Source organism: Prosthecobacter sp. Pr1, assembly GCF_057652315.1.
The window spans coordinates 68,263-80,865 of record NZ_JBYFBS010000020.1 but is presented as its reverse complement, the minus strand read 5'-3'; the positions used below and the strand labels follow the sequence as shown (position 1 = coordinate 80,865).

Below are 12,603 nucleotides of genomic sequence, written 5' to 3'. Positions count from 1 at the left end.
TGCAACAGGGCGGATAACACAATCAGGGCTCTCGGATTCATGCTTTCTTTTCGCGAAGAGGTTGAATGACGTTGCGGTAGCTCTCACGCAGGAGCGTGATGTCCGTCTCGATGGCTAGGTGGGTGAAGCCGAGCGCTTGCAGCTCCGAAAAATCATCCGTCTGGCGGCAGAGCAGACCACAGGCCTTGCCAGCCTCCCGGGCAGCAGACGCCACCTCCCGCAGGCAGGCGGCAAACTCGAGACGGGCGCGCTCCGGGTAGGACTGAAGCTGGAGTTTCAAATCCATCGGCCCGATGAAGAGCACATCCACACCGTCCACGGCGGCAATGGCCCGCGCGTTTTCCACGCCTTCGATGGTCTCGATCTGCGCATAGAAAACAGGCTGCGGCATGTCGCGATGGAGGCCGTAGTCATAGGCTCTCACCATGCCAGCCAGGCCGCGGTCGCCATGTGGTGGATAGCGCATGGCACGCACACAGGCGGCCGCCTTCTCAGCGGTGGACACCATCGGCACCATGATGCCGGCCGCGCCCCAGTCCAGCGAACGCGCGATGAGTTCAGGATGCGGCGCGCCGACCCTGACGATGGCGGCGGCATGGCGAATCACCTGGATTTGTGAAAGCACCGCCGCCTCCGTGCCGCAACCGTGCTCAAGGTCGATGAGCAACCAGTCGAAGCCGCTCAGGTCAGCGAGCTCGGCAACAATGGGAGAGCCGGTCTGCAACCAGGTGCCGAGTTGGAGGTCAGAGCTGCGTGCTTCAGTTTGCATGAGGAGTCGGGGAGATGTTGAAGAAGAATGCTGGTTTTTGAAACCGTGCCCGACAGAGTTTGAGGCCCTTGCTTCTGTCGAGCACGTGAATTCTCGCGAGGTCTACTTTTCCATCACGAGCCGTCCATCTTTCAGGATCGCCGGAGCAGCCGATGCCGTCCAGAGGCCATTCTCCTTTTTGATGTTTCTAGCCACCATCAGCCGGGGTTCACCGCCGGGGCCTTTCGGCAGGGCAAAGGCGCCGACAGAGATGTCCACTTCGTGATGCTTGAGTAGCTTGAAGTCGGGGGCGCACTGGTAGGTGCGCTCTTTGCTGTAGGTGCCCAGCCAGAAGAATCCGTGGGCAAAGGTGATGGTCTGAATGCCATACGTTGTTTGACCGGGAACCTTGATCTTTTCGACGGCGACGAAGTCAGGCGTGAACTTATGGACCCAGTTAAAAGGCTGCGCGCTGTCCTTCGGCTTTCCCTCTCCGACGTAGAAGAAGCCGTCTGCATAGGTGATGCCGTCGATTCCGCCCTCGAAGGGAAAGTTGATCGTAAACTCCCCCGCAGGGCGAAGGTCGTCACACGAATAGACGTTGATAAACACGCCGCGCCTTTCCTTGGTCCGGTTCTGGGTCGCCACATAGACTTTGCCGTCGTGAACACAGCAATCGCCATGATGCGGATCGACAGCCCGCTCGGCAACGACGCGCCCGGCAAAATCCGTCTTCACAAGATTCGTGAACATCGACCAGTAGATAAACGAGCCATCGGCATCGAATCCCTGAAGATGCCCGCTTGCCTCGGCCTGGCAGGTGATGGGTGGCGCCGCGAAGGTGGGGAGAGCACCGCTCAAAAGCGCGAGGAGAGCATAAAGGAAGGACTTCATTCTTGTGATTTTCCAATCAGACACGTTCTGTTCATTCGCAGATCAACGCACACCGACGCGGCGTTCGTAAGCTGGGTTTCATGGTGCGGCATGCACGCTCTGCAGCAGTTCCAGGGCTTTTGCGGTGATCTTGACGGACGCCTCGCGCTCGACGCGATTGGTGCCGAGCCAGGTTTCGTAGCCGCCGAGGTCGTGCTGACGCGGCGTGGGAAGATAGCCGTTGCTGCCTGATGCGAGCTCGATGGTGAAGGTGTCTTTGAAGGGACTCTTCGCTTTGATTTCGAGGCCGGTTTCAGTGAAGACCTCGAAGGGAATGGACGTGATGCCGAGATCGCCGATGCGAAAGGCCTGAAGGTAAGCCTGGATCGTGTCGGGCTTGGCTTTCTTCACTGCCATCACGCGTTCGGCGTAGGGCTGTTCGAGGCGGTGCACGGGCGTGGCGTCTTTCGGCTTGGCGAGCACAGCTTCGGCCCACTTGACCATCTCCGGAGTCGGGCGGCGCACGGCGAGCTCCAGATCGCTGGCGGCGGCTTGCAGCGGCACCCAGTCTTGATGCTTGAGTGTCTGGCGCACACGCAGCACCTCCTTCGCAAGGTCGCCGGCGACGGCTTTGATCTTCTCATAAGGCTTGTAATTCACAGCGGGAGTCTTGCCGCTGTAGTCGTTGCTGTTCACGTCACCGCAGGGACCGTTGGCGAGGATGCCGACGCATGGCGCACCGAGGGACTGCTCGATGCTGCGGCAGAACTCGCCAAAATAATCTGCCGACAAATCCTCGCGTGGCACGCCGCCGACATAGTGCAGCCAGTAGTTTGCCAGCAGCGCGATCTGGCGGCCATCAGTGGCCTGCAAGGAGAGGCAATAGACCTCGGGGTTCGTCGGGCCGGCGGGGCCTTCCAGGCGCGGAATGAGCATGCTGCTCGGATTCATCACAGCGCGGTCTTCTCCGCCAAACGGATTGGGATTGGTGACGCCTTCCTTCAGAATCCAGCGGCGGTTGCCGACCCACTGCGGCAGTTTGCCCGTGCCCCAGGCGATGCGGGCAGGTTCGAGATTGTTCAGCGCGCGCTTCACGCCATCCACCACGCGGGAGATGACAAGGCTGCGGTAGTCGAACCCCGCATCTTTGTTGGTGATGACCGACACGCTGGAGTGCGTATGGGTGGAGGAGAACATCATGTGAGATGCCGGGATCCCCGTATCAGCCTCCAGCTTCTTCCGGGCTTCGTCCCAGACATCACGTGCGAAATGAAGATTGTCCGCCACGGCAAAGACAAGCTTTGCCTTGCCATCATCAAGTGCCAGACAGCGCACATGCAGCTCGTCGTGAACCTGCTTTGAGATGGGCTGAGGAGCAAAGTTGCCCACGATCGTCATGCCGATCGGTGGCGTAATGTTGCTGGTGGCCGCGCCGGCTTTGAAGACTTTGTCCTGCGCCGTGGTGATGATGGGCAGAAGGGCAAGACAGATGAGGAGCGTGTTTTTCATGGTTGAGTCAATGCGTTCATGGCTTGTCGGTGACCAGCCCGGCCTTTTCGTCTGCGTGGGCGATGACGACGCGAGCTTGGTTGGCCTTGGTTTTGCCATCGTCGCCTTTGATAATCGTGTTTTGAGCAATTAAGAAGCGGCCGCCGCTGATCGGTGCGATGCCGACGGAGGCGTTGAAATCCCATTTGCCCGTGAACTGAAATTTTTCATCCGCCCGCAGCAGCACCGCGGGCTTGCCATAGCAGCCAAACCACCACGCGCCATTGGCATAGGCCACCGTCTGGATGCCCATGAGCGTGTAGCTGCTGGCGAGCACGTGGCGTTTCTGGAAGCGGAAATTCTCGTCGTATTCGTAGAGGTAGTTTTCGTTCACTCCGGGCGGCAGCCCGCCGATGACGATGAACTTCCCGTCGTGATGCTCCATGCCGCCCGCGCCGTAAACAACCTCGGGCAGGAGATGTTTCGCAAGCTCCGCGAGGGTGTCGGCATCATAGACATAGACCCACGAGTCCGCCGCACCGGCGGGCTGGTTGAACTTTCCGAGGTTCGTCGCTACATAGACGCGGCTGTCGTGGTAGCAGAGATCTCCGTGATGGCTGGCCACAGGCACTTTTTTGAGCACATGGCCGTTGGCGTCCGTCTTCACCAGCGCATCGGTCCAGCACCAGTAGATGCTGCCCCTGCCATCCGTGCAGATGCCCTGGAGATGGCGCGGATAGGCGCCCTCGCAGGCCGTGGCATGAAAGTCATCAGCGGCACGAAGGCCGTGCAGGCCGAAAAGAACGGAAACGAAAAGGAGAAGCCTCATGTGCATGGTTATCGGGTGGCGGCGTCGAAGCGCGGTGGATTGGGCTTCAAATACGGCCTCAAGGCTTCAAATCGGAAATCAATCTCCGCGATCTCGTCGGCCGTGAGCGCCAGCTCGGCAAAGATGGGTTTGTCCGGGATGCTGCGCCCAGGGCCGTACTGGCGGGAGATCATGTTTTTGAACACACCGCGCTTTTTCCACAGATGGAGCTGAAAGCCGCGCAGATCGCCGCCGGGAAGATGCTGGCCAAGGTTGAAGAGCAGCAGCAGCTTCGCATGGATGTCGCGCACCGTGTCGGCGTCTTTGCCGCTCTCCATGAGCTGCCAGAGCCGCGTCAGCACATCCGCATACACCGCACGCTCCGTGATGAGGCCCTCGGTGCCGAGGTGGGACTCGAAGAGCCAGCCATGAGCTCCCCGCGCGCTGAAGACACGGCGGATCACCGGTTTCGCCGCACACAGCTCGCGCGTGCGGGCGATGATCGGCGCGGCCTCCTCCTTGATGTAGCCGAAGTTTGGAAACTCCTTCGCCAGCTCGATCATGAGCTTCACGGACGGCACCGGCCCTTTGTAAGCCACGCCGCCTGTCGTTTGAAAGATGACGGGGCGCTGCGCCACCTCTGCCAGTGCACGCCAGTACTGCCGCAGGTCCTCCTCCGTGCGTCCCGAGTCTGGCGGACGTGAGATGATGGCTGCAGGCGCGAGCTTTTCAGCATGGCGCGCATACACGAGCATCTCCGCCGTGTCTTTTCCCTGCACGCCGAGGCAGAGCGCTGATGTCTTGAAGCTGCGCGAGGTCTCCGCCAGCACCTCCATGCCGCGCAGTTTCTCCTCCATCGTCAGCAGGTCCACGCTGTCGCCCGACTGCGGCCAGATCATGCCTGGACAGCCGCCCCAGTCCACAAACCGCGCCTGATTCGCCAGCACCTCATAGTCCACCGCACCGCTTTCCGTAAAGGGTGTCGAGAGAATCGGAAACGGTCCGCGCACTCGCGGATCGGCATCGGCGGCGTGCAGGCGCTGTTCATTCCAAAGCACTGCGGCACCGGAGAGGGCGGTGCCGAGGAGTTGCCGGCGGGAAAGGAGATGGGCTGGCGGCTTCATTGGCTGGCTTTGGTGGTTTCTGGCGCAGGCCACAGATCGTTGAAGGCTTTCACGGTTTCATCCACCAGCGCCTGGCCGCCTTCGGGGCCGACCCGGCTGCTCTGAATGATGGCGCTGTAGCTGCCTCCGGCCACGGCGCGCGGTGTCGGCAGATAGCCGCCTGAGCCGGTCAATTGAATGAGAAAGGTCTGCACCGCAGGGCTGCGAGCCTTCATCTGCACGCCGTAGTCGGTGAAGAGTTCAAACTCATTGGTGGCGATGGCCACATCCCCGAGGCGCAGGGCATGCAGCTCCATCTGGAAGACTCCTGCCTTCCCGGATTTCTCAGCTTCGTAGCGATCCACCACGCCCTGGTTCCAAAGATACTTCCACTGCTCCTTGGGGTCGTCCTTGTATTGCCCGACGGCCTTCTGCGCATCGGCCAGCTCCTTCTCAGTCACCTTGCGCCAGGGCAGATCGATCTTCTTTGTCTGGTGCTGCAACACCGCGCCGGTCACCGGCTCCAGTTTGGCACCTTCATACGCCTCCTCCCAGCCACGCACGACACGCCGGGCGACTTCTTCCAGCCGTGTGAGGCCGCGGAGACGGCGCATGCGCTCATCCGCCGCCTTGCCATACATCGGGCGCGGCACCTGGTCTCCTCCGGCTCCGGTCCAGGCGAGGATGTGGAGATCCTTGCCATGACGCTGGCGCAACTGGCGGCGCACCGGATCCCAGAAGTCGGCGTGGATCACTTTGAGCCCCTCGACTTCCTGGGAAGGGCATGGGACGTTCACCGCCGTGGCGATGAGCGTGTTGTTGAGATCCCAGAAGAACAGCACTTCGAGGTTGTGATCCTCGTAGCCCTCGATGCCGCGAAACTCCGGTACATTGGTCGGGCCATACATTTTCGCGGTTCCGTCCGCGTAGGTCGCACGGCGGTTCTGAGCGATCACGGCCTGCCCCTGGCCCCAGCCTGCTTTGGCGGGCTTGCGCTGCTCCCAGCTTTGCGCCGCAGCCGCCACGATGTGATCCACCAGGAAATCGGTGTATTCCATGGGCAGCATCACATTCTTGCCGAGCAGGCTGTAGCGATCCCCCTTCATCGTCACCGGCGCGGTGTGAGTGTGCGTGGCATTGAGGACGAGCTTGTTGAGATCAAATCCGGGCAGCTTGTCCCTGGCCTTCTCGCGGACCAGCTTGATGAGCCCATCGCGGATGGCCACGATGTCGCAGGAAATCATGATGGCCTGATCCAGCACCCGGTCTCCCTCGCGCGATTCCAGTCCCAGCGCGGTGGCAAAGATATGCGTCTCGGGTTTCTCAGAGATCCGCACATGCATTTGTCCGTCCAGCGCCACGGGGCGGTCTGGCGTGATGTCAACGGTGGCCGCGCCCACATGAAGATCTGAAGCCGAAGCAACAGCCGCAGAGGTTGTGATGAACAAAGAGAGCAGAAAAAGGCGCATTGGGTTAATACCCAGCTTCCACGAGATTTTTGTCACGGTTTTTGCTCCGAGGCCGATACCACAATCTGCAGCGGTTCCAATAGACACGATAAGCGTCACCAACAAGGCGCGTAGAATCATGCCTCGTCTGACCAGCCGTCACGATCTTGTCTGCTCGCCGCTTTGGAAAATTCTCGCCCACCATGAACCAATCCCCTGCACCGATTTCATTCACACGTCGTTCATTCATCAATAAGTCAGGAGCGGCGCTGCTGTCCGGCTGGTGTGGGAAGTCCCTCTTCGGAGCGGAGGGACAGAAGCCGCTGCCCGAGGGGTGGCATCTGCGGATGGGACAGGCCCAAACGCCCGCGGAAGCCATCGCCGAGCTGGAGGCCTTCAAAAAAGCCACCCCCGATCTGGCGAGCTGGGAAAAGCGCAAGGCGGCCATTCGTCGCGGCATCCTCGAAGGAGCACGGCTGGCGAATCCACCGGAGAAGCCCCCGCTGGACCCTGTGTATTCCAACAAGCGGACCTATGAGGGATACACGGCGGAGAGCGTGTACATCCGCAGCTGGCCCGGCTTCTACATCACCGGCACGCTGTATCGGCCTCTCGGGATGAAGCCCCCCTATGCCGGCATCGTGTCTGCACACGGGCACGGCGGCCGTTTCCTTCCATCGCGCCAGACCCGCTGTGCGGTGCTGGCCCGCATGGGGGCGGTGGTGTTCCACTATGACATGGTAGGTTATGGCGACTCAAAAAACGCGGGCTGGGATCATGGTAAAGTGCCGGAGATTCAGCGTTTGATCATGTGGAACTGCATTCGCGCCCTGGATTTCGTCTCGTCCATCGAAGGGGTCGATCCCCGACGCATCGGCATGACCGGCAACTCTGGCGGTGCCACGCAGACGTTCCTCACCTCCGCCTTGGATGAGCGCATCGCGGTGGCGGTGCCGAGCTGCCAGGTGTCCGCGCATTTCTTTGGCGGTTGCCCGTGTGAAAGCGGCATGCCTATTCATTGGGGGCCAAACCACAAGACGAACAACGCCGAGATCGCTGCGATGACCGCACCACGGCCTCAGCTCGTCATTTCCAATGGAGCAGACTACACCCAGCACACGCCGGAGGTGGAGTTCCGCTACATCCAGCACATCTACAGCCTTTATGGAGCCGCAGACAAGGTCGTGAACGCTCACTTCCCACTGGAGGGGCACGACTATGGGCCTAGCAAGCGGCTGGCCGCCTATCCGTTTTTCATCCGTCACCTCGGACTCAACAGCCTGCGCGCCTGGGCCAAGGAGGAACAGATCAACGAAACCTTTGCCAAGGTGGAGACCGAGGAAGAAATGCTCGTCTTCAATGCTGCCAACCCTTGGCCGAAAGACTCCGTGGCCCCCAACACCCCCCTGCCCTTCTGATGAGACTCTTTTTCACCCGAATCATCATCGCCGCTTTCTTCATCGGCCTGGCTCATGCGGAAGTCACCCGCATTGAGATCACCGGACGCTCACCGTTTGCAGCGGGCAAGGTCTATGGGGCCGCAGGTGCCTATGAGCGTCTTGAAGGGCGGATGTATTTTGAAACAGACCCGCACAACGCGACCAACGAACGCATCAGCGACCTCCAGCGGGCGCCGCGCAAAGCCGGAGGGCGCGTGGAAAGCTGGACGGACTTCTTCCTCCTGAAACCGACCGACGCCACGAAGGGCAACGGCGTGCTGCTCTATGACGTGAACAATCGCGGCAACATGCTCGCTCTTTGGACCTTCAACGATGGCGAGCGCACGAACGATCCGAAGTCCGAGTCGCATGCGGGCCATGGCTTCCTCATGAAGCACGGCTTTTCCGTGCTGTGGTGCGGCTGGAACGGCGAGGTGCAGGCCGATGACACACGGCGTTTGCTCTGCGGACTGCCGGTGGCCACCGAGGACGGCCGGACGATCACCGGGCGGGCGCATCTGGAGATCAGCACCACGGAAAAAGTCTTTAGCCGGGCCTTTTCGTGGAGCCCCTGGGGCATCGGCGCGGCGTTTCCGTCCGTGAGCCTCGACAACGCGGACGCGACGCTCACGATGCGCCCGCAGCGCGATGCTGAAGGCATCGAGATTCCTCACGGCGAGTGGGCATTTGGCCGCATGGAGGAGGGGAAATTCATCCCGGATGCCACGCATGTTTATGTAAAAGCCGGTCTGCGCCCCGGCTGGCTCTACGATCTCGTTTACACGGCGAAGGAGCCTCGCGTGACCGGGCTCGGCCTCACGGCCTTGCGAGACTGCGTGGCATTTTTCCGTCACGGCGAGGCGAAGGAAAATCCGCTGGCGGGCGCGGTGCAAAAGGCCTGCGTGTTCGGCATCTCCCAGTCGGGCCGCGTCATTCATCACTTCCTGCATGAGGGGCTGAACACCGACGAGCAGGGACGCGCGGTCTTCGACGGCGCATTGATCCATGTCGCGGGCTCCGGAAAGGGCATGTTCAACCATCGCTTCCGCATGAGCACGGAGTTCGGCACGCAGCACGAAGGGCATCTTTCCGGCAGCGAGTTCTTCCCGCTCGCTCCGCTGCCGCAGACGGATCCCATCACGGGCGCATCAGGAGACTCGCTGGCCCGTTCCCGAAAGTCCGGCCACACGCCGCGCCTGATTTTCACGCAAACCTCCACCGAGTACTGGAGCCGCGCCGCCTCGCTGCTGCACACCGATGTGGAGGGGAAAGGCGATCTCACGCTGCCCGACGATGTGCGCGTCTATCTCGTGGCCGGGGCGCAGCATCTCGGCAAGAGCGACGGCAGCCCCGGCATCTGCCAGCAGCCGCGCAACACGCTCGATGATCGCGGCCCCGTCCTGCGGGCACTGCTGCTGCACCTCGTCGATTGGGTGAAGCATGGCAAAACACCGCCGCCTAGCCGTCATCCGCGTATGGACGATCACTCGCTGGTGAGCTTCGACGAATGGAAGTCGCAGTTTCCCAAGATCCCGGGCTGCCGCCTTCCCACGCAGGCCTACCAGCCTCCGCGCCTTGATTTCGGGCCGCGTTTTCACAGCGAAGGCATCGCCGACATCATCCCGCCCAAGGTCGGAAAGCCGTTTCGCACGCTGCTGCCCGCCGTGAATGCTGATGGCAATGAAACGAGCGGCATCGTGCTTCCAGATATCGCCGTGCCGCGCGGCACCTACACCGGCTGGAACCTCCGCTCGCCGCAGGCAGGCGCTGAAACGATGCTCTCGCCGCTCGACGGCATGTTCATCCCCTTCGCCCAAACCAAAACCGAACGCGAAAAGACCGGCGACCTGCGTCTCTCGCTCGAAGAACGCTATCCGACACGAGAAGCCTACGTCTCCCGTCTCGCGAAAGCGGCGAAGGAGCTCCACGAAGAAGGTTTTTTGCTGGAGGAAGATGTGGCGAGGATCATCGAGCGGGCTTCAGCGCAATAGGCTAGTCGGTGCCGGCACTGCAATCCTTCCAGCTGCCATGGCTGACAACACGTCTGAAGAATGCCACGCAGGACAGCGTATTGCATCACCGCATGAATCCCGCTCCGAGTTCCTCACGCCGACATTTCCTCAAAACCACCGCCGCCGCAGTGACTACTTTCAACATCGTCCCCCGTCATGTTCTCGGCGGGCCTCGCTTTGTCCCACCGAGCGAAAAAGTGAACGTGGCCATCATCGGCACCGGCGGGCAGGGCCGCACCAATGTGCGCAATCTCCTGCCGCTTGAGGATTGCCAGATCATCGCCGTGGCAGATCCGGCGGAGTCGTTCAGCCTGGAAAATTTTTACTTCAAAGGCATGGGCGGCCGCCTGCCGGTGAAGGCGGAGATCGAGAAGCACTACGCCACCAAGACACCGAACTTCCGCTGCGCAGACTACATCGACTTCCGCGAGATGCTGGAGAAGGAGAAGAGCATCGACGCCGTGCTCATTGCCACGCCAGACCATCTGCACGCCTACTGCTCGGTGGTCGCCATGCGGGCCGGGAAGCACGTCTACTGCGAGAAGCCGCTCACGCACAACATCTGGGAGGCGCGTCACGTGGCCAAGGTGGCCGCAGAGACCGGCGTGGCCACCCAGCTCGGCAGTCAGGGGCATTCGTCGCTCGGCACACGCGAGACGATCGAGTACATCCAGGACGGCGCCATCGGCGCGGTGAGGGAGATCCATGTGTGGGTGGGCGCGAAGCGTTGGAATCCCACCCTCGCCGGAAAGCCCACCGACACACCGCCGGTGCCCGCAGGCCTGAACTGGGACCTGTGGCTGGGCCCGCGCCAGGAGCGGCCGTTTCATCCGGCCTACTTCCCCGTGGCGTGGCGTGACTTCTGGGACTTTGGCTGCACGGGCATCGGCGACTTCGCCTGCCACGACATGAACACCGCCGTGCGCGCCTTTGATCTGCCTGTGCCCTCACGTATCGAGGCTCACGCAGCAGGTTTGATGACGAGCGACATCGCTGGGCATGGCGCGCTCATTTATTACACCTTCCCCGCAGCGGGCGCGCGGCCGGAGATCCGCATGACCTGGTATGATGGCGGCATGATGCCGCCCACGCCCGAGGCGCTGGGTGCTTTCCCACTGCCAAAACGCGGCTGCCTTTTCATCGGCGAAAAAGGAGTGATCCAGTGCGATGGCGGCGGCGGGCCACCCCGGCTCTTCCCTGAAAAACGCCGCGTGGAATACCAGAAGCCGGCGCCGCGGCTGAAACGCTCCAACGGCCATCATCGAGACTGGATCGATGCGTGCAAAGGCGGCGAACCCGCGACAAGCCCCTTCGCCTACGCCGCCCACCTCACGGAGATCGTGCTGCTGGGCGTGCTCTCGCTGCGCGCGCAAAAGCCCATCGAGTGGGACGCTGCGGCGATGAAGGCCAAAGGCCTGCCTGCCGCAGACGCCTTCATCAAAGAACAATACCGCAAAGGCTGGGAGATCCTCTGAGCCATGAGCGAGCAGATTGCCTTCACGGCCCTCACCGCATCCGACCGCGAGCCGATCGCCCGCCTGCTGCACCGGGCGCTGGTGCACTGGTATGAGAGCCGCCTCGGTCAGGGATCACGCTTTGGCGGCAGCCACGAGCCCTTCACCCTCTTTCCTGACGTCTATGAGGCGCTTGATCCCGGTGAATGCGTCACTGCCCGCACGGCCAGCGGCGAGATTGTCGGCGTGTGCTTCTCGCACGAGCGTGAAACGCATGTCTCAATCGGCATCGTCGCCACCGCGCCGGACGCGGGTGGGCGTGGGATCGCGAAGAGGATGATGGCACTCGTCTTGGACAAGGCGAAACGCCTTGGCAAGCCCGCACGGCTTGTTTCAAGCCTGCTGAACCTCGACTCATTCTCGCTCTACACGCGGCTCGGATTCGTCCCCGGGGCGATGTTTCAAGATTTGCTCATCACCGTTCCCGAAACCGGACTGGCCGCCACCGCACCTGAGGGCATCGAAAGTGTGCGTGATGCCGTTTTGGCCGATGCGCCGCGAATCTCCGACTTCGAACGCGCTCAGCAGGGCATCCGTCGCGAAAAGGACTTCGCGTTTTTCATTCGCAACGAAGTCGGCTCCTGGCGGGTGCTCGTTTCCGAGGCCTCGGATGGCTCCGTAAACGGCTTCCTCGCCATGAGCACGCACCCTTCGTTCACGATGATCGGTCCTGGTGTCGCCATCGATGAGACAACGGCAGTCGCCTTGCTTTGGCGAGCTCTCGACTGCTTGCGGGGTCAAACGCTCGTCTTCCTCGCCTCCTGCGCCGCGTCCGCGCTCGTGCGCACCGCTTACTCGTGGGGAGCTCGCAACGTGGAGCTGCATGTCGCGCAATCCACCGCTCCCGTCGCTGGTGCGAAAGGCATCGTCTTCCCGACCTTCATGCCGGAGACCGCGTGAGATCTTGGGTGCGCATGGAAAGAAAAGCCTCATCTGCGATGCTCCATCCCTGCGTGTGTTGCAGGGATGAGGTGAGGAGGTCGTTGACCAGTCGTGTCATGGGACGGCGAAGCCGCCGGCCTTCATGATGCAATGAGCAGATGATGAACCGATCGATGCAGGGCGAATAGTGGGTTCGCCGGGGCATGGTGGGTGGATAAACCCGGCCTATGCGATAGAAGCGGAACGGAAAACGCAATGGGTTGAGGTGCGAGGGGATTGACGAATGTG

General features: G+C 61.6%; 10 protein-coding genes. 4 read left to right on the top strand and 6 right to left on the bottom strand.

What is annotated here, in order from left to right; all coding sequences use genetic code 11:
• Window positions 1-37: 37 nt before the first annotated feature.
• From AC24GY_RS24585 to AC24GY_RS24560, 6 genes are all read right to left on the bottom strand, one after another.
• Window positions 38-769, bottom strand: coding sequence for an HpcH/HpaI aldolase family protein (locus AC24GY_RS24585; RefSeq protein WP_487688346.1), 732 nt, complete (start codon window positions 767-769; stop codon window positions 38-40).
• A 102-nt stretch (window positions 770-871) separates the two neighbouring features.
• Window positions 872-1,642 (bottom strand): hypothetical protein, encoded by a 771-nt coding sequence (locus AC24GY_RS24580; protein WP_487688344.1) that lies wholly within the window; start codon window positions 1,640-1,642, stop codon window positions 872-874.
• 78 nt (window positions 1,643-1,720) lie between these two features.
• Entirely contained in the window at window positions 1,721-3,130 is a 1,410-nt protein-coding gene (locus AC24GY_RS24575; protein ID WP_487688342.1) for a hypothetical protein, read from the bottom strand.
• A gap of 16 nt (window positions 3,131-3,146) precedes the next feature.
• Window positions 3,147-3,938 (bottom strand): hypothetical protein, encoded by a 792-nt coding sequence (locus tag AC24GY_RS24570; protein WP_487688339.1) that lies wholly within the window; start codon window positions 3,936-3,938, stop codon window positions 3,147-3,149.
• An 8-nt stretch (window positions 3,939-3,946) separates the two neighbouring features.
• Entirely contained in the window at window positions 3,947-5,041 is a 1,095-nt protein-coding gene (locus tag AC24GY_RS24565; protein ID WP_487688336.1) for a dihydrodipicolinate synthase family protein, read from the bottom strand.
• Complete coding sequence (locus AC24GY_RS24560) at window positions 5,038-6,489, bottom strand: hypothetical protein (RefSeq protein WP_487688333.1); 1,452 nt, start codon at window positions 6,487-6,489, stop codon at window positions 5,038-5,040. Before AC24GY_RS24560 ends, AC24GY_RS24565 begins: the two co-directional genes overlap by 4 nt.
• 182 nt (window positions 6,490-6,671) lie before the next feature.
• Between AC24GY_RS24560 and AC24GY_RS24555 the strand changes: the two genes are divergently transcribed.
• The 4 genes from AC24GY_RS24555 to AC24GY_RS24540 all read left to right on the top strand — a co-directional run bounded on the left by AC24GY_RS24555 (window position 6,672) and on the right by AC24GY_RS24540 (window position 12,333).
• Window positions 6,672-7,886, top strand: a complete 1,215-nt coding sequence (locus AC24GY_RS24555) for an alpha/beta hydrolase family protein (RefSeq protein WP_487688330.1) — start codon at window positions 6,672-6,674, stop codon at window positions 7,884-7,886.
• Window positions 7,886-9,898 carry an alpha/beta hydrolase domain-containing protein gene (locus AC24GY_RS24550; protein ID WP_487688328.1) on the top strand — a complete coding sequence of 671 codons (2,013 nt, stop codon included), beginning with the start codon at window positions 7,886-7,888 and terminating at the stop codon, window positions 9,896-9,898. The genes AC24GY_RS24555 and AC24GY_RS24550 overlap by 1 nt, the downstream gene beginning before the upstream one ends.
• Window positions 9,899-9,990: 92 nt before the next feature.
• A complete protein-coding gene (locus AC24GY_RS24545; protein WP_487688325.1) occupies window positions 9,991-11,394 on the top strand; it encodes a Gfo/Idh/MocA family protein in 1,404 nt (467 codons plus the stop codon).
• Between the two features lie 3 nt (window positions 11,395-11,397).
• Window positions 11,398-12,333 (top strand): GNAT family N-acetyltransferase, encoded by a 936-nt coding sequence (locus tag AC24GY_RS24540; RefSeq protein ID WP_487688323.1) that lies wholly within the window; start codon window positions 11,398-11,400, stop codon window positions 12,331-12,333.
• Window positions 12,334-12,603 lie beyond the last annotated feature (270 nt).

Bases quoted from the DNA above. Each gene is read 5' to 3' on its own strand.
- AC24GY_RS24585 (WP_487688346.1), bottom strand. From the start codon at position 769: ATGCAAACTGAAGCACGCAGCTCTGACCTCCAACTCGGCACCTGGTTG.
- AC24GY_RS24580 (WP_487688344.1), bottom strand. From the start codon at position 1,642: ATGAAGTCCTTCCTTTATGCTCTCCTCGCGCTTTTGAGCGGTGCTCTC.
- AC24GY_RS24575 (WP_487688342.1), bottom strand. From the start codon at position 3,130: ATGAAAAACACGCTCCTCATCTGTCTTGCCCTTCTGCCCATCATCACC.
- AC24GY_RS24570 (WP_487688339.1), bottom strand. From the start codon at position 3,938: ATGAGGCTTCTCCTTTTCGTTTCCGTTCTTTTCGGCCTGCACGGCCTT.
- AC24GY_RS24565 (WP_487688336.1), bottom strand. From the start codon at position 5,041: ATGAAGCCGCCAGCCCATCTCCTTTCCCGCCGGCAACTCCTCGGCACC.
- AC24GY_RS24560 (WP_487688333.1), bottom strand. From the start codon at position 6,489: ATGCGCCTTTTTCTGCTCTCTTTGTTCATCACAACCTCTGCGGCTGTT.
- AC24GY_RS24555 (WP_487688330.1), top strand. From the start codon at position 6,672: ATGAACCAATCCCCTGCACCGATTTCATTCACACGTCGTTCATTCATC.
- AC24GY_RS24550 (WP_487688328.1), top strand. From the start codon at position 7,886: ATGAGACTCTTTTTCACCCGAATCATCATCGCCGCTTTCTTCATCGGC.
- AC24GY_RS24545 (WP_487688325.1), top strand. From the start codon at position 9,991: ATGAATCCCGCTCCGAGTTCCTCACGCCGACATTTCCTCAAAACCACC.
- AC24GY_RS24540 (WP_487688323.1), top strand. From the start codon at position 11,398: ATGAGCGAGCAGATTGCCTTCACGGCCCTCACCGCATCCGACCGCGAG.